This is a genomic window from Brakhagea slesvicensis (genome assembly GCF_052161625.1).
GTDB lineage: Bacteria > Planctomycetota > Planctomycetia > Pirellulales > Pirellulaceae > JBKCUI01.
The window spans coordinates 2565940-2586497 of the sequence record NZ_CP197412.1; the positions used below are offsets into that span (position 1 = coordinate 2565940).

Consider the following 20558-nt stretch of genomic DNA (forward strand, 5'->3'; position numbering starts at 1 on the left):
ATCCTGGCGGAGACCAGCATAACTCTTCTTACGCTGGCGTCGTGAGCTGAAGTTTCCATAACTCCAATTCTTTGGATTCATTCGATGAACCTTATGCCATTTCGATTCATTGCGATCGTCGGAATTGCGACCGTCCTTCACCTGGCGTCACTCACCTCCTTTTCCTGCGCCCAGGAACTTGCTCGAAGACAGGCATCAGGCCTTACGATCGACTCTATCTTCACGAGCAAGGACTTCGCCGGCGAAACATTCGTTGGCCAATGGCAGAGCGACAGCCAAGGGTTCGAGCGAATCAAACGAGATGCCGAGACAGGAAATAAATCGATCGTTCGGATTGATCTCACCTCCCCGTCCATCGAACAAGTTTTGGTATCGAGCGAGATGCTTACGCCCGCAGGGGCACAGAAGCCGCTGAGTTTGGACTCGTACCAATGGTCCCATGACAAAACCAAGCTGCTGATCTTTGCAAACACCCAGCGAGTCTGGCGGTTGAACACACGAGGTGACTATTGGGTTCTTGACGTGAAGTCCAAATCGCTGATGCAAATTGGAGGTGATGCCGATGCAGCATCTCTCATGTTCGCCAAATTTTCACCGGACGCCATGCATGTAGCTTTCGTTTACAAGAACGATCTCTACATTCAGAAATTGGATGATCGTTCGATCTCGCGCTTAACCGATACAGGCAGCTCTACGACGATCAACGGGACCTTTGACTGGGCCTACGAAGAAGAGTTCTCGATTCGGGATGGTTTTCGTTTTAGTCCGGATGGGAAACACATCGCCTTTTGGGAGATCGACGCTTCGGGGATCGAGTCGTTTCCGCTCGTTGACAACACCTCCACACTCTATCCCAAGATTCAGTTTATTCCGTATCCCAAGGTTGGGACAACAAACCCTGCAGCGCGCATCGGCGTGGTTCACTTGGCCAGCCGCGACATCAATTGGATACCGATTCCCGGAGACGGACGAGACAACTATTTGCCTCGAATGGAATGGGTCGACGAATCTCGATTGGTTATCCAGCAACTGAATCGACTGCAAAACCACCTCAACGTCTATGTAGCGGATGCCATCCATTCGACGGTCGATGTGATCCTGACGGAAAGAGATGATGCGTGGATCGACGTTGAGGACGCACTTTATTGGCTACCTGATCGGTCGCAGTTCGCTTGGTTGAGCGAGCGAGATGGCTGGCGACATATCTATCTCGCTTCCATCCAAGACAAATCGCTTAAGCAGCTAACCTCAGGTGATTTCGATGTGATGGGGATCCTCGGCGTAGACGGCGACGCTCAATGGGTCTATTTCTACGCATCACCTTCCAACGCTACCCAGATGTATCTCTATCGCGTGAAATTCGACGGCAGCAATGTGCAACGCGTTACCCCTGAGACCAAGGCCGGTACGCATCGTTATGTCCTTTCCCCCGATTGCAAACGGGCATTGGTTACATCTTCTCAGTTCACATCTCCCCCTACGACAGAAGTCGTTCGTCTCAGTGATCACGCAACTCAGTTTGTTGCTGAACCAAACGCGAAGCTCCGCTCACGCCTCGACGGGATCCAATTGCCTAGGAGCGAATTCTTTCGCGTCGAGATAGGCGATGGCGTGGAGCTTGATGCGTGGTGCATTCTCCCCCCCGATCACGATCCGTCGAAGAAGTATCCACTGATCGTTTATGTTTACGGTGAACCCGCTGGACAAACTGTGGTCGACAAGTGGGGCGGAGACCAAATGTTGTGGCATAGCATGCTTGCACAACAAGGGTACGTGGTGATGAGCTTTGACAATCGAGGTACACCTGCACCTCGAGGGCGCCCATGGCGAAAAAGTATCTATCGCCAGATCGGTATTCTCGCATCGGCCGACCAAGCGGCGGCAGTGAAATCGGTCCTCAAACAGTTCCCGTATCTGGATCCCGAGCGGGTAGGTGTTTGGGGATGGAGCGGTGGCGGATCAATGACTCTCAACGCGCTATTTCGATACCCGGATCTATACAAGGCTGGCGTTTCGATTGCTCCGGTCCCCAATCAACTCTACTACGACACGATCTATCAAGAGCGCTACATGGGTTTGCCAAGCGATAACGCGGAAGGATACCGTTTGGGTTCGCCGATCACCTTTGCGGACCAGCTCAAGGGGGAGCTCTTATTGATCCATGGAACCGGCGATGACAATTGCCACTATCAGACGACGGAGCTGTTAATCAATGAGTTGATCAAGCACAATAAACCATTCTCCATGTTCGCTTACCCGAATCGGACTCACGCGATTCGCGAAGGCGAAAATACGACACCGCACCTTTATCAAATGATCACCAACCACTTTCTGCGCGCGATCCCTCCCGGACCTCAACCTTGAACGGATAAAACGTCCTGCGGGTTTTGACGTTGATGATGTTGAACACAATCGAAAGATTTGGGAACATTAATTACCACTGATCGAACACTAATCTTGAAGGGCAGCATTGGAGCGCGAGGGCATCTGCGGAATCAAGTCCAACGCAGAGGAATTTGCTATTGAGGTTGCCTTATCAGTGTTCGATTAGCGAAGATTAGTGTTCCCAATTGGCTTCAACCACGAAAGGGTCATGGGGACGATGAAAACCCGCGCCGATAAACCAAGGCTTGGACGCCAGCTGCTTCATCGCCGCAATCGCCTGATGTGCCGTTTAGCGAGCCTCTGGATTTCTATTATATTAGCCGATCTGTACACCGAGTGCCTTGATTCTGGATATGAGCGTTGTCGGTTTCATGCATAGCAACGCTGCGGCTCCGTCACCGCCGTAGATCTTGCCCTTGGTGCGCTTGAGGGCGGACAGGATGTTGCTCGCTTCGAGCTCGCGGAGTTCGGAAACGGTGAAGATGCGATCCTCGGCGTGGGTCGCATTCACCGTGGGTGTCGACGCCGGTAAAGTTTCCCGTAAATGATCGAATGCGAGTCGGCCTCTCTCGGAAACAATGCAGGCTCGTTCTAACACGTGCTGAAGCTCGCGAACGTTGCCAGGCCAAGAGTATCGCTGCAGGTCTTGGATGTTGGCCATTGTCAATCTGAATCTTGGCTGCCCTAGCTGCCTGGCAAAGCGAGCTAAGAAATGCTCAGCTAACATAGGGATATCCTCAACCCGCTTGCGAAGTGGCGGCAACTCAAGCGGAAAGACACTGAGTCGATAGTACAAATCCGGGCGGAATCGACCGGCCTCGGCTTCGGCACGCAGGTCCCGATTGGTGGCGGCGATAATGCGAACACTCACTTTGCGCGTGCGTTCTTCACCGATGCGCTCTAATTCGCCTTCTTGAAGAACTCGCAACAGCTTGGCCTGCATGTCGAGCGGTATCTCGCCAATTTCGTCGAGGAACAAGGTGCCGCCATCCGCCAATTCGAATCGACCAACCCGATCGCGCAGTGCTCCGGTGAAGGAGCCTTTGCTGTGGCCAAAGAACTCACTCTCGTAAAGCTCACGCGGAATGGCAGCGCAATTGACTTTGATCAGCGGACGACTCCCTCGGCGACTGCATCGATGAATCTCTCGCGCGACAACTTCCTTACCAGTCCCGCTTTCGCCAAATATCAAGACGGTGCTATCTGTATTGGCAACCAATTCGATCTGCCGCGTGATGAGGTTGATCGCTGGGCTCGCTCCGATGAGATCACCGAACACCGAGTTGACGTTGACCACTTCTCGCAAATACTCGTTCTCGACTTCAAGACGCCTCTTCAGAGCGGCGATCTCGTCGACCATCCTGGCGTTGGCAATAGCAGCGGCCAAATGGTCAGCGATCATTCGGAACCATTCGAAGCATGTGTTGCCCGGTTTTACTCGAGCAAAGAGTGCCAGGACCCCCAGCACTTCGCCACGGTAGACTAGTGGATGGCCAGCGAACGATTGGATCTGTTCGCTTTTGATCCATGCCGGAGCGGCCGCCCAAGAATGATCAACACTGACATCGGCGACTTCCATCGATTGACCTGCTGTAGCAATGCGACCAACCTTTCTCACTCCCATCGGGAAGCGTCTGAAGTCCCCATCGAGTCGCGACCAATTCGCGTTGCCATCGAGGATCGACACACCGCAGCTGGCAACCAGATGGAGGCATTGATCACGATCGGGACATTCAGATGCAAATCTGCATTGCGCACAGTCTTTGCGTGGTGTCGGGAGTTTCAACCAAATTCTCGCCAAGGCAACATTTGGGTTCGCGGCCAATCGACTAACGGCGAAGGGGAGCAGCTCAGTCAAAAGATGATGACCTGCTAATTCCAGGAGAAGCGACTTGGGGTCGCGAAGCAGTCCCTCGCTCTCCGCATTGTCGAAAGTACTTTTCATTGGAACAGCATAACGACTTTTCGCTGCAAATAAAACGATATCTCGTTGTTCAGCGAAATATCGCTGGTCGTTTCCGGAAAAGAAAATAACTATAAGTACTTGATGGAAAGTGACTTACGGCATTCTTCCGGATCTGGCATGCAAGTTGTTTTAGAAGAGCACAGAAACCTCGGACTATCCGACGCAAAATTCTTTTCTTACAGAAAGCAACTCATGACACGAATCCACGCGATCGCCCAGCGCAATCGATGCGACTACTGCCTCGCGGCTCATTCCACCCTAAGCAAGATGGTCGGCCTGACCCACTACTTCAATCATGTCGCCAATCCCGACATCGACTTTCCGAGAGCAACTCCGCTCAGCCTTGACGGTGAAGCCTGCAAAGTCGGCGAAGCGTGCTGCGATTCACACAAGTAGTCCACGGTGGTCACCAAAACGGTCACACAATCAAATCTTGCTTTCGAGGTAGTCATGAATTCGACATCCGTCATCTGTCCCCCTTTTGATCAGGCGAAGGCCACTGCAAAGGTCCAAGCTGCTGAAAACGCCTGGAACAGTCGCGACCCCTTGCGAGTCTCTATGGCGTACAGCCAAGACTCGCTCTGGCGCAACCGCGATCACTTCATCCAAGGTCGGGAGGAGATCGTTCGATTCTTGACAGCCAAGTGGGAGAGAGAACTTGACTATCGCTTGGTCAAGGAGCTGTGGGCTTTCAGCGAAAACCGTATCGCGGTGCGGTTTCAATACGAATGGCATGATGTCGACTCTCACTGGTTCCGAAGCTACGGAAATGAACTTTGGGAGTTCGACGAGCAAGGTCTGATGCGCAGGCGAGAAGCCAGCATCAATGATGTGGCCATCCAAGCTCAACACCGACGCTTGTTATGGTCCGCGCCAGGCCCCCGACCTGAATCACACATTGGCCTTGGTGGCGTCGAGTAGTTCGTCGTTCAATCGCAGAGCGATTGCAGAACCAACAATCAACTGAACCCTGATCCTGAATTAACAACCATTACAACTGGAATAAGAAACATGATTTGGCACGACCAAAAAACAATTGCCCTGATCGTCGCATCGGGTCTTTTGAGCGTTTCGCTTCTCACATCCTCTGCTTTGGCGCAGTCTACAACATTGATCAAAGCAAGCCACACGAATGTTGTGCATCATAAAACAGCAAAGGTCGATGGGCTCGATATTTTCTATCGCGAAGCGGGACCTAAGAACACTCCGGCGATTGTGCTGCTACATGGTTTTCCAACCAGTTCGCAGATGTTTCGCAATCTGATTCCTAAGTTGGCAGACCAGTATCGCGTGATTGCGCCCGACTATCCAGGTTTTGGGCAAAGTTCGATGCCGGACCGTTCGGAATTCGAATACACATTCGATCGTCTGGCGACCGTTTTGGATCATTTTTTGGAGCAACTTCAAGTAGATGAGTATGTACTTTATGTACAAGACTACGGTGCACCGATTGGTTTTCGATTGGCAGCCGCGCATCCTGAGCGAGTCCGTGGACTTATCGTCCAGAACGGCAATGCGTATGACGAAGGCTTAGATAATGACTTTTGGAAGTCGATCAAGGAATATTGGAAGAACCCGAACGATTCAGCCAGACGAGAGGCGTTGAAGGGGTTGCTCACTTACGACGCAACCAAGTGGCAGTACACTCACGGTGTGTCCGATGTAGAGCGTATCAGTCCGGATGGCCCAGCCATGATCAGTTCCTGCTGGAACGTGAAGGCAATAAAGAGATTCAACTCGATTTGTTTCTAAGCTATGGAAGCAATCCACCGCTGTATAAGAAATGGCAGGAGTATTTTCGCAAGCACCAACCTCCTATGTTGATCGTTTGGGGCAAGAACGACCAGATCTTTCCAGCTGCGGGCGCCGAACCGTATCGTCGAGACATCAAGAAGATCGACTTTCATCTTCTCGACGCAGGTCATTTTGCTCTGGAATCCAACGGCGATGAAATCGCGGAATGGATTCGTGCGTTCTTGCAACGGGAGTTAAAGGCAACGCGCTAGAAACTGGAAGACTCCGCCCACAACCTGCCGTTTAAGCTAGAAAGCGGCTTGGAATGGACGGAGTGCTTAATATTTGCCAGCGAAAACGGCGACAGGTACTCTCGCAAAGGCGCTAAGCCGCAATGAAGAGATGGGGAGTCGAAGAAGAGCATATCCAAAGATCTCTTCTATCTTTTTGCCAATCCCACTACTTGTTCCTGCGCTGATAAACGAGCACAAGAAAATGGGGGGCAGAGAAAGGAAAAGCAGGTGCAGCCAGCAAGAAAGAAATCTCGAATAGAAATTCCCTTTGCGAACTTAGGGCGGCAGGATGCTAGAGGAGAATCGAATGCGATCGTCGGCCTCGGGTGATTTATCGCGAACACGAGGCTGTTGGATCTCGAGCGTTCCTGCACCCGTCACCAACTCGCGTGAAGGCAAGTATCCGTTTCGGACAACTTGTCGCCTTCCCTCCTTGTCAACTTTGTTCGAATGCCGTTCGAGGAATGCTTCGACCTCGTTTTCCAAAGCAGCTTGCAGCATGCGTCTCGCCCCGTCTTGGATGATTTGGTCGAGAATGCTTCTGGCATTCTCGATGGCTCCAAACTTCAAAACTTCGTTTCCACCCACTGGTTCAGAAGCATCGAATACCTTATTTTTCATCTCGGCGTACTCCTTGTGCCCTCGTTGGGACGCTAGTGAAACTTGACATTTACACCAGCAGGATACGCCACCTTTTTCTCAATTCACAGAACCCAACATTTGGTTATATCTCAAGTCCCTCAGTTGATTCGACTGCGAGTTCCATCCTGAATCGGAATTTGATACCTTGAAGACAGTTCGAAAAGCGGACTTCAATTCCACGATTTTTTCATCGAGTTGCTTAAAATGACAATTGTTGATTGGCTGAAAAGTCGGTTCTCAAGTCGTGCGAAATTTATTTCGTTGTACCGAAACGGAATGTCAAAGGCGAAGAAAGGCGACTTTGCTGGGGCCGTTTTAGACTACACCTCTGCGATAGATGCATCAGGCATATCCAATGATGTACTGGGGATGGCACTCTACAACAGAGCGCTCGCCTACTCCGCCATTGACGAAAGTGATAAGGCGGCGGAGGATCTGACAAGGGCCCTGAAAATACCCGGTCTACCTGAGAACATTAGAGTTGCGGCAATTCAACGGCAAGAACGAATTCGAAGAAGGGAAGCATAGTCGTACTTCGGCGCTGCAGGACATTCTGAAAAAAAGCGCTCGAGAACTGGGGAGTCGCGAAGCGGCTGGAGAGTCGAGTTTCGAAAGTGGAAATTAGAGAGGGGCGAGCAGGATGGATGTATCGAGTCTGTCGCTCTGGTCCCAAAGACCATCTCGTCGGATGTCTGCCCTTGAAAGGCAAAATGGGGAATGAGTTTTTGGCTCGGCCTTTGGAGGAGCGTGTACGCCTCTCGGATGCCTTGAATCTATCGATCAATGACCTGAATTTCGCGGACGAGCAAATTGAGCGTGCTAGCACAAATCACGATCATTTCCGGATTGTCCCTTTCCCGAAATCAATCCACGACAAAGTTCGCCACCAGATCGAAGTCGCCGAAAGTTTTCACCGACACGATGCAACCAACAACCCTAACGGGGTGCCAGTACCTCATGCCTATGCTCGCAAATGCCCTTCTGCGCCTCGTGAGCTCGGTTGGATGTGGCTATTCCCAAGCGAGACACTAAGCCGGGCCCCGGCAGATGGACATCTGAAACGCTATCACAGCAACGACGACCATCAGCGCCGGATATTTCACGACGCTCTCGCGAGATCTGGCATCCGTCGACGGATTACGCCACACGATATTCGGCGGGCTGCAGCAACGCACCTCCACTTGTCCGGAATGCAAATGACGCGTTTACAGAGCATTCTGGGGCATAATTCGTTAGAAGTTACCTAGCTTTACGTTTTAGAAGATGAGGCAAAAATTAATGGGTCCCATAGCCCATTTGACCTGCCAAATGGGTTAGTCTAATCCCCTATTATCCGGCGCGGGCGCCGGAGAATTACTAGTTAGCTCAGCAGAGTTGTGAAAAGTCTTTCTATACCTCCATATTGATTTCCAAACAATTGTGTGCTGCCAGACATGTGAACCATACCTACGAGTTCTCTGCCAATCAAATCCTCGGATCGCATGATAGCAGAACACTAATCGTCACTAATCACCACTAATAAGTAAGAGCATAGGTTCGTGGTGGTTTTCGATTAGTGGCAATGAGTGTTGATTAGTGTTCCTGTTTGTCCAAGATGTTGAACGTTACAATCTATCTGTGTTCCTAGTCGTCCTGAGTAGTTTTGACTCATTTCTGCGTCCACCTCCTGGCTGATGTGCAATCAACGAGACGCTCTGCTAGAATCTGGTCTGATTTGGAGGCGGTCTCTAACGCATACAATTTGCTCATCATCTTCCTAACCGACGTTAGGGATCGATTCACACTCGAACCTGCCGGATCAGAAAAGGCATGAGCTAACCAGCGGATGCACTCAACGTGTCGGTCCACCGGCCTTGGGCGGTCCGTCCCTTCTCGCTCGACGTGATTGATCCTTTTCGTTACCAAGTGTACTGAACCTTGTTCACACGGCTACCCGTCCTGTCTCTGCTGTGGTGGTGGAGACCACATTCCTCCCGAATCCACGCTGTCCGTTTCCACAGACACTGCAACCGGAGTTCCAGTCAATCCACTCGGATCGACATAGTTGACCGGATTATTACCGACGTACCGTTGGATATTCGTATCCCCGGCGGCGAAGCCGATGGGGTCGTTGCTCAGCCAGCGGCCGTTTCGTAGTAGCGGGCGCGGTGGTAATTGAGTCCACTCTCTTCGTCTCGTTCGCGACCAGTGAAGCCGTACAAGAATGCAATGGCAGCGTCAGTTTCGCTGACCACATTGCCGAAGGCATCGTAAACGAATCGGGTGACCTCAGCCGCCGCTGGACCGGCACCGTCGGCATCGATCGATGTGCTCACCCGGCGGTTGAACACGTCGTATTCGTAGTCGACCTCCTTGGTGACCACGCCCGAGTTGTTCTTGGTAACGATACCGGTCAGACGATTGCGATGATCCCACTGGGTCTCGACCGTCTTGTCTTCGGCCGGAGCGGTCCTGATCCGTACTTTGGTCAGCCGATTGCCATTCTCGTCGTACGAATACGCTTCGTCGCTGATGTGCGTGTGGTCGGCGGCGGTCAGTTGCCCAAGCTAGAGATTGAGAAGAGTCAGAGAAGCTGCTCCCTCACTGCGACAGCTCGCCCGTGAGCGATAATCTCCCCAAAAAAGGCTCCTGACCCCTTTTCTCTTCCACGCGCGTTGCGAGGTCGCAAACCGACCCGGCTGTTTAGAACGTCGCGAATTGAAACGAAGAAGGCACGGATACAAACTGATGATGAAACCTCGCGAACAACTTCGTCGCGAATTGCGCAAGCGCTGCACCTGAAACAACTTACGACTCGACAGTGCCATTCGCTCCTGACCCTTTTTCTTCTCTGCCGAGAATGCGAGTGCGATGCGGCCAGTAACAATCATGTTTCGTCACACGCTCTTGCTTCAATCCTCCCAACGAACGCGCCAGTCTGTTCATTTTTTCTTACGATATTCACAGGTAATACACTCCCCTCTCGGATCGAGCTTACCGTTTCCCTCCCCTTTTGAGGCAAGTACGGTGCAAGTACTATGATCTGGTGGCCATCGTATTCGAGGATGATCCCGTAGCCTTGCTTTGAAATTACTTTCGCGTCGACTGTGTCATTAATGCGTATTTCCATGCTATCTCCTGTTGGGGCTTGGGTGATAGATATTAGGTGGTCCCTGTTGAATTCCATCGTTGAAACGAGGGAGACTTTCCGTAGGTGCGTATACAGCCACACCGCCCGGATAGTGTCCGTCCACCACCAGTATTCCATCGTCCATCATGTCGTCGAAAGTGGCACCTGGAATAATAATCTCTTGAATTCCATTTTCGTAAATCGGTTCAAATCCTTCAGCAACCCCTCTTCCTGCGTCATCCACGCCGAAGTAGGGGCCAGCCGGAATCAAGCCATCATCAACGTAGTCTTTGGGATGGAAGCCGCCGGCAATCTCGTCTGCGGGGTTTCCGATTCTCGGCGGGGAGGCTCGCCACAGTCTTCGCAGGACCGCGCGGCCGCCGTCTTGCAGGACATCAACCGGGCTCAAGGGTAGGAACGGAACTGCTCCTCCAGTTGCGGTGGCAACAGCTTCTTCGGCTACGGTGTCAACCACTTCTGTTAGGACTGTGGTCCCCGATATGCCTCCGACGACGATCGGTCCCACTACTACTCCAACACCGACGGTCCCAACGACCCCAACTGTTACTTCCGTCGTCCGAGCCAAATCCTCCAATAAACTTATTCTTGCGTCAAATTGTGCCGGCGTTTGAACACGCGCAAACTCCATCGCTCCTTGCTGGAATGACAAGGGCAGGTCCTCGAAGCTGCCTCCGTTCATAATGATCGGATTGTGGCATACTATGCAGCTCCTTACGGTCCCACGGCTAATTGGAGCCTCCCACATGCCTCCTGAATCCACGCTATCCGTTTCCACAGACACTGCACCGGAGTTCCAGTCAATCCACTTGGATCGACGTAGTTAACCGGATTATTACCAACATATCGCTGGATGTTGGTATCACCGGCGGCGAAGCCGATGGGGTCGTTGCTGAGCCAGCGGCCGGTGGCCGTGTCGTAGTAGCGGGCGCGATGGTAGTTCAGTCCGCTCTCTTCATCTCGCTCCCGGCCGGTGAAGCCGAATAGGAAGTCGACCGCTGCGGCTGTCTCGCTGACCACCTTGCCGAAGGCATCGTAAACGATGTGATTCTCGACGTTTCCGTCGTTGTCCACGATGTCGCGAATGCTGCCCAAATGATCGGTCAGTCCCCATAGGACCTCGCCGGTCGCGTCCTCTTCGATGGCTAGAATCTGATCCACCGCCGGACCATGCAGCATGCGATGCGTGATGTCGCCGCTGGCGTCGGTGACCGCCAGAATATCACCGCCATCGTAAACGAACCGCGTCACCTCGGCCGACGCTGGACCGGCACCGTCGGCATCAATCGATTTGCTCACCCGGCGATTGAGCACGTCGTATTCGTAGTCGACCTCCTTGGTGACCAAGCCCGAGTTGTTCTTGGTAACGATGCCGATCAGACGATTGCGGTGATCCCACTGGTACTCGACCGTCTTGTCAGCGGCCGGAGCGGTGCTGATCCGCACTTTGCTCAGCCGATTGCCGTTGTCGTCGTACGAATACGCTTCATCGCCGATGTGCGTCGGTCGACGGCGGTCACTTGACCAAATTAGAGCTACCTTATTAATTTGGCCCAAGACATTGTCAGTCGCTCTTCTTCCTGGGGCAAAGCTTTGAAGCTAGTTATTTCGAATCAAAACTCCTTTTGCAACGATTTCAATGCACGGTTGGCCCTCGATATCGAGGAATTGGTAGACCGACTCCCCTCCATCACTTTGACCTTCATACGCTCTTTGGGTACACCACTTGGTGAATTCGCCTTTAAGGTGTGTTACCACCAAATCCGACAGTTCAAATGCCATCGATTCCCGAATTCCTATTACTTCATCGAATTCGACCTCAATCGTAGATTCGTCCCACGCCTGAACAGCCACATGAACCTTCATGCCTAGCTTTTCGATTCGAACTACTTTTCCATCGGCAAAGCCGATCGGTGTTTCAACGGATTGTTGTGTTGTCATAGTCATACTTACATTCCTGGGAAGTTCTCACCGGGCAAGAATCCTGTACCGTGCCCCGGTTGGTAGTTCGGAGGCAACACCTTTTGTACGTTGTTGGGATTATTCCAACTCCTGGTGGGGTCGAGTCGAATTTCAACGTGATAGTGTTGATCATGATGCCTAGGCGCATGAATTTCCCCAGGATTGATTGGGTGTGCTTCTGCTCGAATTCGAACTCTATCCGAAGCGTGAATCACTTGGTTACCGTTCGGTTTGACTGTCCGAGGTACTCCCGGAAGTAAATCATTTGGATTGCTCGGAAATGTGTTTCCTGCACTAACTGGGGCCGCCACGACATCGTCGACCCTCTTGATGAGTATACCACCGACAGCTGGAATGAATGGTAACAACCCGGGATAGCTCCACGGATTGCTTGGATCATTCCATATCTCTCTTATCGTTAGATACCAGTCGACTGGTTCAACAACCACCGACGCGACACCAACCGAAGCTTCTTGAGCGGAATCGTGTGCATCGCGAAGAGAATCAATCCCAATCTCGGCATCTACAACCGTATCGACTCGTAGAAACTCCATCGCCCCCCGCTGAAACGATAAAGGGAGATCCTCAAAACTTCCTCCGTTCATAATGATCGGATTGTGGCATACTATGCAGCTCCTTACGGTCCCACGGCTAATTGGAGCCTCCCACATGCCTCCTGAATCCACGCTATCCGTTTCCACAGACACTGCAACCGGAGTTCCAGTCAATCCACTTGGATCGACGTAGTTAACCGGATTATTACCAACATATCGCTGGATGTTGGTATCACCGGCGGCGAAGCCGATGGGGTCGTTGCTGAGCCAGCGGCCGGTGGCCGTTTCGTAGTAGCGGGCGCGATGGTAATTGAGTCCACTCTCTTCGTCGCGTTCGCGGCCAGTGAAGCCGTACAAGAATGCAATGGCAGCGTCAGTTTCGCTGACCACATTGCCGAAGGCATCGTAAACGAATCGTGTCACCTCGGTCGCCCCTGGACCGGCTCCGTCGGCATTGATCGATTTGCTCACCCGGCGATTGAACACATCGTATTCGTAGTCGACCTTCTTGGTGACCACCCCCGAGTTGTTCTTGGTAACGATGCTGATCAGACGATTGCGATGATCCCACTGGTACTCGACCGTCTTGTCATCGGCCGAAGCGGTGCTGATCCGTACTTTGCTCAGCCGATTGCCGTTGTCGTCGTACGAATACGCTTCATCGCCGATGTGCGTCGGTCGACGGCGGTCACTTGACCAAATTAGAGCTACCTTATTAATTTGGCCCAAGACATTGTCAGTCGCTCTTCTTCCTGGGGCAAAGCTTTGAAGCTAGTTATTTCGAATCAAAACTCCTTTTGCAACGATTTCAATGCACGGTTGGCCCTCGATATCGAGGAATTGGTAGACCGACTCCCCTCCATCACTTTGACCTTCATACGCTCTTTGGGTACACCACTTGGTGAATTCGCCTTTAAGGTGTGTTACCTCCATTGCCCGCAATTTTGGATCGACGACGACCTTTGAGTACGATGATTATTTGACGACAGTCAACATTCCTGGTGGGCGAGAGACCACATTTACCTACGGACAAGACACCTACACTCAAACGGCTACGGTCGAAATCAAAGAAGGTGGAATCGGTGGCAAATACCAAGGTCGAACGGTCAAGCATTATCTGACCCAAGACTACATGACCTTGGATACCAACGGGACTTTAGAGATCATCAACCAACCATCCGGGATCCATCGAATGGTGGAGAGTGAAAATGGAGGAACCGAGTGGTTGCTCATACCCAACAGCGACCCCGAGATCGATGAAAAGTTCGTTTTGTATGGTGGACTAAAGGCAAAAGTTGTTTCAGGCAACGGCACTTTTCGTAATGTGATCAGTTGGGAGTATGGCGACCAAGCTCCTCCGCCAGAGGAGGAGCCGAGCGGACCGCCCCCTCCTATTGCGAACCAAGTCGCATTCATGGGTATCGAAGGTGATATTTCCGAAGTGGTAGTCGGAGCCGTTTCTACAACGACAATTGCTAATCTTCGAACCGGCGAGTTGCCTGGCTATCTCGACGAAGCAGGGCGAGAAATCACAGTTACTTACGATTCCGATGGGAACCCAACGAGCATCACGAATGAAGTTGACTCGACGGTAATCAACCGAACCTACAACACGTTCGGTAAGCCCACGCGGGTCCGCCAACGCGATGGATCCGTCGAAAAGTTTACCTACGATTCTTCTGGGAACCTCACCACGGTTGAAAAAGGCATCAAGGAACAAAGCGGGAGTGATGTGCAAACATCGCAATACGCAGTAACCACCAAAGAGTACTACGGGTCTACCCATGCAAGTGCTGGGATGCTCAAGGCGGAGATGACCGCCCTATACAACTCCTCGACACCGACTCTCCATCGGACGGACTACGAGTACGATAGCCAAAAGCGATTGACCAAAAAGATCGGGCCAGCAGTGAGTTCAGGGCAAGCTCGCCCTGAATGGACCTACTCCTACAACACCGCTGGTCTCCTCTACCAAGAAACCAATCCTGAAGGTCATACGATCACCTATACGTATGACAACAGCGGATCGCTAACCCAAAAGTCCTATGCAGATAGCACGACGGAACAAACGCTCTACGGAACCGATTCCCATGGGAATACGGGCAAAATCCTCAAGAAGAAGGACCGCATGGGTGTCGTTGACACCTTCGAATACGATGACTCCGGGCGTTTGATCAAACACAACCACAACGCAGCGATCGATGCGAATGTCCTCGATGGCAATGCGGATGATACCGTCATTACCGACGTCAATCTGAAGCAAGTTACGGAATACGTCTACGTAGATGGAAGCGATCAACTTAAAAGCAAGGTCAAGGTAAACGGTTCTGAAACAGATTACGTTTACGACTTCCGCAACCGCTTGACCGAGACGAAGCAATATCCCCGTTCGGGAGTAACGTTTTCGAGCAAGAAGGTTTATCTGGGCGATCTGTTGTTCTACGACGAAGACCCGCAAGGGCGCCGGAAGTATTACGGTTATCGCGCTAGCGATCGCACCCTGATTCGAACGATCACTTGCACCGTGCCCGAGCATAGCTTCGCCGATTTCGAAGAAGTCTGGGACGCCACTCGCAATACGAGCGCAAACGCTCTCTATGTGATCCACGATGCGATCCGCGACGATGTGGGGCGCTTGACGCAAGTCATCGACGGACGCGGCACGGAGACTCGCTACGAGTACGACGGCCAAGGGCGTGAGACCACGAAGAAAGCGGCCTATGGCACATCGATCGAAGCCAGATCGGACACCTTCTATGATCTAGCTGGAAACGTTACCGAAGTTCGCCACCCTCGGTACTTCGATTCCACGGACACCGAAGGCTACCAGAAGGCCAAAGAGACTTGGACCTACAATGGCCGAGGCTTAGTAGCTAGCCACACCGATGCAACCGGTTCCTCCATCGCAGCCACCGAATCGTTTACGTATGACCTCGGAGGCCATCAAGCGACCCGCACCGACTTTGGCGGAAATGTCTGGACGCGCTACGAAGACTCCTGCTGCGAAAAGAAGACGGCCAACGCCGATCCACTTGGACACGGAACCATTGTGAACACCGATTCCAATGGTCGCACAGTCCACACGATCCAGGTATCGGATGTGTCGACCCATGTGGGATCGTTCTCGAATCCCACCGATGCAAAGACCCTTTCGGAGTCGACGACCAAGTTCGATGGACGCGGGCGCGTGATCTACCAGACTACGTGGCTCTCGGCACGAGGGACCGTCGATCCTGCCAATCCCCCAATTGCAGGGATCGGAGGGGTATCGCTCTCTGATGGACTCACGACGCAGTATCTGTACGACGATAACTTGGCCGATGGGGTTGGATTGGATAACTCCACCGGAGTCTCGGTCTCGAAGCTGGGAACCGGAGGTTCCGGAACGTTTAACGTCTCTTTGTCGAACGCGATCTCCAAGTTGGCTTCCACCGAAGCCAACGGAGGAGCCAATGTGACCTTCAGTTCCACCGCTCCTGGGAAAGCAGCCGTTGTCATTAGCCCAGAAGACGAAATTAGCTTTACTATCTCCGATGCCGCAGGGCGCTCGGTCATGAGCGGCAAGCTCAACAATTACCGTGGATCCGGTGCTACAGCCCTCAATACGCTCGCAACGTGGAATTGCACGGTCTACGACGCGACCACTTCCTTGTCCGGGTACGGAACGGTCTTAGTCACCAAGTCGGTGGATCCCCAAGGGAACACGACGGCCAGTTGGACCGATGCGGCAGGGCGCACCTTGCGCAGCATTGACCAGCTTGGCAAGGTCACGACCATGACCTTCGATGCCGCCGGAAACCAACTGTCGGTTCGCGATCCCAACAATGTGGGAGCGGACATGCTCTACGATGCCCTGGGGCGCAATACCCAACGAACCGATACCAACAGCGCAGTTACCAAGACCGAATACGACAAAGCTGGAAACGCGATCAAGCAAACCGATGCCAAGAACAAGCACACTTACATCACCTTCGATGCGCGAGGGCGCAGGAAGTCGACCACCGATCGGATTAGCGCAGTAACGTCGTTCACCTACACCGCCTTGGGACAATTAGCCTCCCTGACCGATGCAGAGAGCCAGACGACCAGCTACACGTATGACTCCCGAGGCTCCAAACTCACAGAAACCTACCCAGATCACACGTCAGGCACCTCCCCTGGCCAAACAGGCTACGGGATCGTCACGTTTGTTTACGACAACGCAGGGCGCGTTAAACGCAAACAGGACCAATTGGGCGATACGGTCACCTTCACGTTTGACCTTGCCGGGAGAATGACGACCAAGGATTACCGAACGGCAGCCAATAGCCCCACGGGAACGATCGCCGATTCGGATACCTTCACCTTCGATCGCGCAGGGCGCATGCTCACAGCCGTGAATGGCCGTTACAGCAACACGGTCACCTACACGTTTGACCCAATAGGGCGCAAGGCCACCGAGGCGCTCACCATTGGCGGCCAAACCTACACGATTACCAGTGAATACAATTCCCGAGGGGAATTGACCAAGGTCACCTACCCTGACAGTTCGATCTCCGAGCGCACCTACCACGCCACAGGCGCTCTGAACCAACTGAAATTAGATGGTTCGACCATTAGCACGAGAACCTACGACGATGGCCGTCGCCTCACGGGAGAAACCCTCGGCAACGGAGTCACCGAATCGCGCACCTATGCGAGCGATAACCTCTTAACGGCAATTTCGTACGGAGGAACAGGTACATCCATCGGGAACCTGAGTTATACTTGGGATTCGAACAAGAACAAAACATCGGAAACCATCGGTGGGACGATGAGCAATTACGGGTTTACTTCAGCAGGCACCAGTTACGACGACGAGGACCGTCTCACCGGCTTCGCCCGTGCTAGCGGAACGTTTACCCAATCGTGGAGTCTTACCAGTGTGGGTGACTGGAACAGCATCACCACCAATGGCACAGCGCAGAACCGCACCCATGGTCCTACCCACGAGCTGCTCACCGCAGGGGGGCAAAACGTCACGACGGATGTGAAGGGGAACATAACCCTGCTCCCGACGACGCTCACGACCAGTGGCGTGGCGATGGCGGTTGGCTATGACTTCGACAACAAGCTCAAGAGCGCCGATGTGGACAACAACGGCTCAAACGATGTCACGTTCCAGTACGACGCACTGGGAAGACGCGTAGCGCGACAAGGAACCTCCGGCTCCTTCGTCTATGTGCAGCAGGACCAGCAGACGATCGCCGATTATGGATACGGGGATGCTCCTAGCTCGCCAACGCATCGCTATGTGTACGCTAGCTACATCGATGAACCGGTTGTCCGCAAGGCGGCTGGTACCAGCGGAACGATTTACTATCTGCACAGAAACCAGCAATACTCAATCACCGCGGTAACCACTTCTTCAGGCTCCGTAGCCGAACGCTACGCCTACACAGCCTACGGCCAGCCAACCATCCTCGATGGTTCAGGCTCGGTCCTTTCGAGTTCAGCGATCAACAATCGCTACACCTACACGGGACGTGAATGGGATCAGACGCTTGGCTTGTATCACTTTAGGGCAAGGTGGATGAGTGGGCTCGCAGGAAGATTCATGGGGAGGGATCCAATAGGGTATCAAGACGGGCCTTCAATATATAGATCCTATTTTGTTGCGGCGGGCATTGATCCGATGGGGCTTGCATGCTGGGGCGCGAGTGGAACGCCACTTTTTATTCCTGGAGCGGGGGGGCTTTTTGGAGCCACCACTTCCAAAGGACAAGTAGGATTTCTGGGATGGGAGTACACGTTAACACCCAAGATTTCCGGAGAGATATGCGAAACGGATTGTGGTTGCGGGAAAATCGTTAAGGATTGGAAGGCTGGCGTAGAGCTAACTGCGAAGGGAGAGCTTTTTGCTACTACGTACGGTGGTTCGTACGGAAACGAATATTTTCAAACAACCTACTGGCTTGGGTTAAAGGTAAGCGGCGGAATATTTGGTTCTGGGTCTGCGTTTTTTTACTCCGACGAATGCAATTGCCCTGGAAAAATCCTTGGCGGAGGATGTTTCGAGATTGGCGGGACCGCTGCGATAGCCGGAGGAGGAGAGGGCAATGTTCGAATAAAGCTCCCTTGGTGGGCAGCCCCAATTAATCCTGTTGGCGACGCTAGATTGTCACTTTATGTCGAGGGTAGAGTGAACGTCTCGTTTCGTAGGTGCTATGAATGCAGTTGTGCTGGTGGTTGTAAGTGGAAGGATCGTTTCTGTGTCAATGGTTCAGTAAATGTGAACGGTCAAATTGCAGTTGACTTGGGGGGGAGGATCGTCTCAACAAGCGCCTCATGGACGATAATCAGTGGGGAAACATGCACCGACCTAAACTAGAAAAAGTTGTGTTTCGGCCATCTGTGATTGGCATCGTTTTTCCTGCAGTAATTTCGATTGCTCTCTGGTATGTCGCCTACTTTCTTAAAGTAGAATTACGTGCACCAAGCGTCGCTTGGTGTTTTGTCGGAATCATGTCGGTTATGTGGATGTTGCACGCATTGTCGTTGCTAACCTTTTCTGTTTCAATGTGCGAGCAACGCGTAGAGATTCGTTGGTTCCGGATGAAATCGATTGAATGGAGTTCGATTCGAGAATGGAGCGATTACTCAACTAAGTCAACACTCTACTTCAGAACTTCTGACGGAAGTGTCCACGATCTGTTGGGCTTCTGTGTATTTGGAAGGCGAAAAGCCGTTGCATCAGAGCTATTCTATGTCCATGTTGGTGAACCTAAAGTTGGCAGCGAATCAGTGGCACCCAGTTGGATGAAGGCACTTGAAGAGATGTTTGGGAAACAGTAATCGCACTTCGGCGCTGCAGAACATTCTGGAAAAAAGTGTTCGAGAACTCGACGCTATTAGGCGATTTGATGGTGCGGCTCGAGTTTCTCTGAGGCCCACCTCGTGCAATCGATGAACCTGGACTCACTTCGACCTAAATGGGCGATCGGCCGGATCGCTTTTATTGTTTTGTGAGTTGGTTCAACCTCGATTTTCTGGATTGCGACGGTCAATCAGACATCCATCGAGCTTGTCGCTCGCTTGGTGATCCTCTTTTCTTGGTACAAGACGCAGTCGGACAATCCTTAGCTCGTGTTGTGTTGGAGTGATACAAGTGCTGGTTCGCTTTCTTTTGCTTTGCATAAATCACAGCTTAGAGCGCGATTGTGCGCTATCCTCGCAGCTCTTGATGTTGCTCGCTTCTCTTTAAGGTCCACCGGAACTTTCGCTCCGGTCCCATCGTTCAAATACAACCACTGGTGCTTCAGCTGACGCCACCAGGCCTCGATCATACTGTTCGATTCCACAATATCGACCTGCGCAAGGATACGTTGGATCGTGCCATCAGAAACAAGCTCGTTTACCGTGCCATTCACGTTTTCAACGCCCGAATCCATGACCGCAGAGGGTACTGTGTTTTCGGGGAGTCCCTTCGCTGCTTCGTTAAGGAGTTCCGCTGTCGCGTCTGTTTCCGAAGGTGTCGTTCACCCATAAGAACTAAACCAACTCATTAAACGGATCCGCCGATGCGGGGGCACAGGGATGACCGAAGTTGGTTTTCCCTGCATTTTCTCTATGGTTTTTTTGTGGGGGTAATTCCCCTGAGTCTATCGCTCGAGGGGCCGCAAGATGGCGGCCAGAGAGCCGCTTGCGAGCAAGATGATGCACCGAATGCGTCTTTCGGTCCATTTTACGGTTCGGCGCTGCAGAATTTCGGCGCTGCAGAACATTTTGGAAAAAAGCGTTCGAGAACTCGGCGCTATTAGTCGAGTTGATGGTACGGCGCGAGTTTCTCTGAGGCCCGCCTCGTGAAATCGATGTGCTTGAACTCACTTCGGTGCAAACTGGCGATCTGTTGGGGCGTTTCTGTAGTTTTGTGAGTT

Annotated in this window: 17 protein-coding genes and 1 pseudogene; 10 read left to right on the forward strand and 8 right to left on the reverse strand. The window is 52.4% G+C overall.

Annotation, left to right across the window (positions count from 1 at the left end):
* Positions 1-84 precede the first annotated feature (84 nt).
* Positions 85-2364: a S9 family peptidase gene (locus tag SH467x_RS09750; RefSeq protein ID WP_482371079.1), complete on the forward strand. Its 2280-nt coding sequence runs from the start codon at positions 85-87 to the stop codon at positions 2362-2364.
* A 337-nt stretch (positions 2365-2701) separates the two neighbouring features.
* On the opposite strand, the gene SH467x_RS09755 is transcribed toward SH467x_RS09750, so the two are convergent.
* Positions 2702-4330 (reverse strand): sigma-54-dependent Fis family transcriptional regulator, encoded by a 1629-nt coding sequence (locus SH467x_RS09755; RefSeq protein ID WP_482371080.1) that lies wholly within the window; start codon positions 4328-4330, stop codon positions 2702-2704.
* Positions 4331-4543: 213 nt separating this feature from the next.
* Between SH467x_RS09755 and SH467x_RS09760 the strand changes: the two genes are divergently transcribed.
* The 4 genes from SH467x_RS09760 to SH467x_RS09775 all read left to right on the forward strand — a co-directional run bounded on the left by SH467x_RS09760 (position 4544) and on the right by SH467x_RS09775 (position 6357).
* Positions 4544-4747 (forward strand): hypothetical protein, encoded by a 204-nt coding sequence (locus SH467x_RS09760; RefSeq protein ID WP_482371081.1) that lies wholly within the window; start codon positions 4544-4546, stop codon positions 4745-4747.
* A 54-nt stretch (positions 4748-4801) separates the two neighbouring features.
* Positions 4802-5272, forward strand: coding sequence for a nuclear transport factor 2 family protein (locus SH467x_RS09765; protein ID WP_482371082.1), 471 nt, complete (start codon positions 4802-4804; stop codon positions 5270-5272).
* Positions 5273-5362: 90 nt separating this feature from the next.
* Positions 5363-6103, forward strand: a complete 741-nt coding sequence (locus tag SH467x_RS09770) for an alpha/beta fold hydrolase (RefSeq protein WP_482371083.1) — start codon at positions 5363-5365, stop codon at positions 6101-6103.
* Between the two features lie 65 nt (positions 6104-6168).
* Complete coding sequence (locus tag SH467x_RS09775) at positions 6169-6357, forward strand: alpha/beta fold hydrolase (protein WP_482371084.1); 189 nt, start codon at positions 6169-6171, stop codon at positions 6355-6357.
* 297 nt (positions 6358-6654) lie between these two features.
* Here SH467x_RS09775 and SH467x_RS09780 read toward each other — a convergent pair whose 3' ends face one another.
* A complete protein-coding gene (locus SH467x_RS09780; RefSeq protein WP_482371085.1) occupies positions 6655-6999 on the reverse strand; it encodes a transposase in 345 nt (114 codons plus the stop codon).
* A gap of 297 nt (positions 7000-7296) precedes the next feature.
* Here SH467x_RS09780 and SH467x_RS09785 point away from each other — a divergent pair, with 297 nt between their 5' ends.
* Together SH467x_RS09785 and SH467x_RS09790 are read left to right on the forward strand one after the other, a co-directional pair.
* On the forward strand, positions 7297-7548 hold the full coding sequence (locus tag SH467x_RS09785) for a tetratricopeptide repeat protein (RefSeq protein ID WP_482371086.1): 252 nt from the start codon (positions 7297-7299) through the stop codon (positions 7546-7548).
* A 182-nt stretch (positions 7549-7730) separates the two neighbouring features.
* Positions 7731-8267 carry a tyrosine-type recombinase/integrase gene (locus SH467x_RS09790; RefSeq protein ID WP_482371359.1) on the forward strand — a complete coding sequence of 179 codons (537 nt, stop codon included), beginning with the start codon at positions 7731-7733 and terminating at the stop codon, positions 8265-8267.
* Between the two features lie 682 nt (positions 8268-8949).
* On the opposite strand, the pseudogene SH467x_RS09795 reads toward SH467x_RS09790, so the two are convergent.
* A pseudogene (locus tag SH467x_RS09795) lies at positions 8950-9383 on the reverse strand (RHS repeat-associated core domain-containing protein).
* A 42-nt stretch (positions 9384-9425) separates the two neighbouring features.
* Here SH467x_RS09795 and SH467x_RS09800 point away from each other — a divergent pair.
* Entirely contained in the window at positions 9426-9623 is a 198-nt protein-coding gene (locus tag SH467x_RS09800; protein WP_482371087.1) for a hypothetical protein, read from the forward strand.
* Positions 9624-10130: 507 nt separating this feature from the next.
* Here the strand turns inward: SH467x_RS09800 and SH467x_RS09805 are convergent.
* The 4 genes from SH467x_RS09805 to SH467x_RS09820 form a co-directional block, all read right to left on the reverse strand.
* Positions 10131-10799, reverse strand: a complete 669-nt coding sequence (locus SH467x_RS09805) for a hypothetical protein (RefSeq protein WP_482371088.1) — start codon at positions 10797-10799, stop codon at positions 10131-10133.
* A gap of 62 nt (positions 10800-10861) precedes the next feature.
* Entirely contained in the window at positions 10862-11704 is an 843-nt protein-coding gene (locus tag SH467x_RS09810; RefSeq protein ID WP_482371089.1) for an RHS repeat-associated core domain-containing protein, read from the reverse strand.
* Between the two features lie 42 nt (positions 11705-11746).
* On the reverse strand, positions 11747-12094 hold the full coding sequence (locus SH467x_RS09815; RefSeq protein WP_482371090.1) for a hypothetical protein: 348 nt from the start codon (positions 12092-12094) through the stop codon (positions 11747-11749).
* Positions 12095-12096: 2 nt separating this feature from the next.
* Positions 12097-13392 carry an RHS repeat domain-containing protein gene (locus SH467x_RS09820; protein ID WP_482371091.1) on the reverse strand — a complete coding sequence of 432 codons (1296 nt, stop codon included), beginning with the start codon at positions 13390-13392 and terminating at the stop codon, positions 12097-12099.
* A gap of 172 nt (positions 13393-13564) precedes the next feature.
* Here SH467x_RS09820 and SH467x_RS09825 point away from each other — a divergent pair, with 172 nt between their 5' ends.
* Both SH467x_RS09825 and SH467x_RS09830 read left to right on the forward strand, forming a co-directional pair.
* Positions 13565-19012 (forward strand): RHS repeat domain-containing protein, encoded by a 5448-nt coding sequence (locus SH467x_RS09825; RefSeq protein ID WP_482371092.1) that lies wholly within the window; start codon positions 13565-13567, stop codon positions 19010-19012.
* Positions 18970-19476 carry a hypothetical protein gene (locus SH467x_RS09830; RefSeq protein WP_482371093.1) on the forward strand — a complete coding sequence of 169 codons (507 nt, stop codon included), beginning with the start codon at positions 18970-18972 and terminating at the stop codon, positions 19474-19476. The genes SH467x_RS09825 and SH467x_RS09830 overlap by 43 nt, the downstream gene beginning before the upstream one ends.
* Before the next feature lie 284 nt (positions 19477-19760).
* Here the strand turns inward: SH467x_RS09830 and SH467x_RS09835 are convergent, their stop codons facing one another.
* Complete coding sequence (locus SH467x_RS09835; RefSeq protein WP_482371094.1) at positions 19761-20072, reverse strand: hypothetical protein; 312 nt, start codon at positions 20070-20072, stop codon at positions 19761-19763.
* Between the last annotated feature and the right edge of the window lie 486 nt (positions 20073-20558).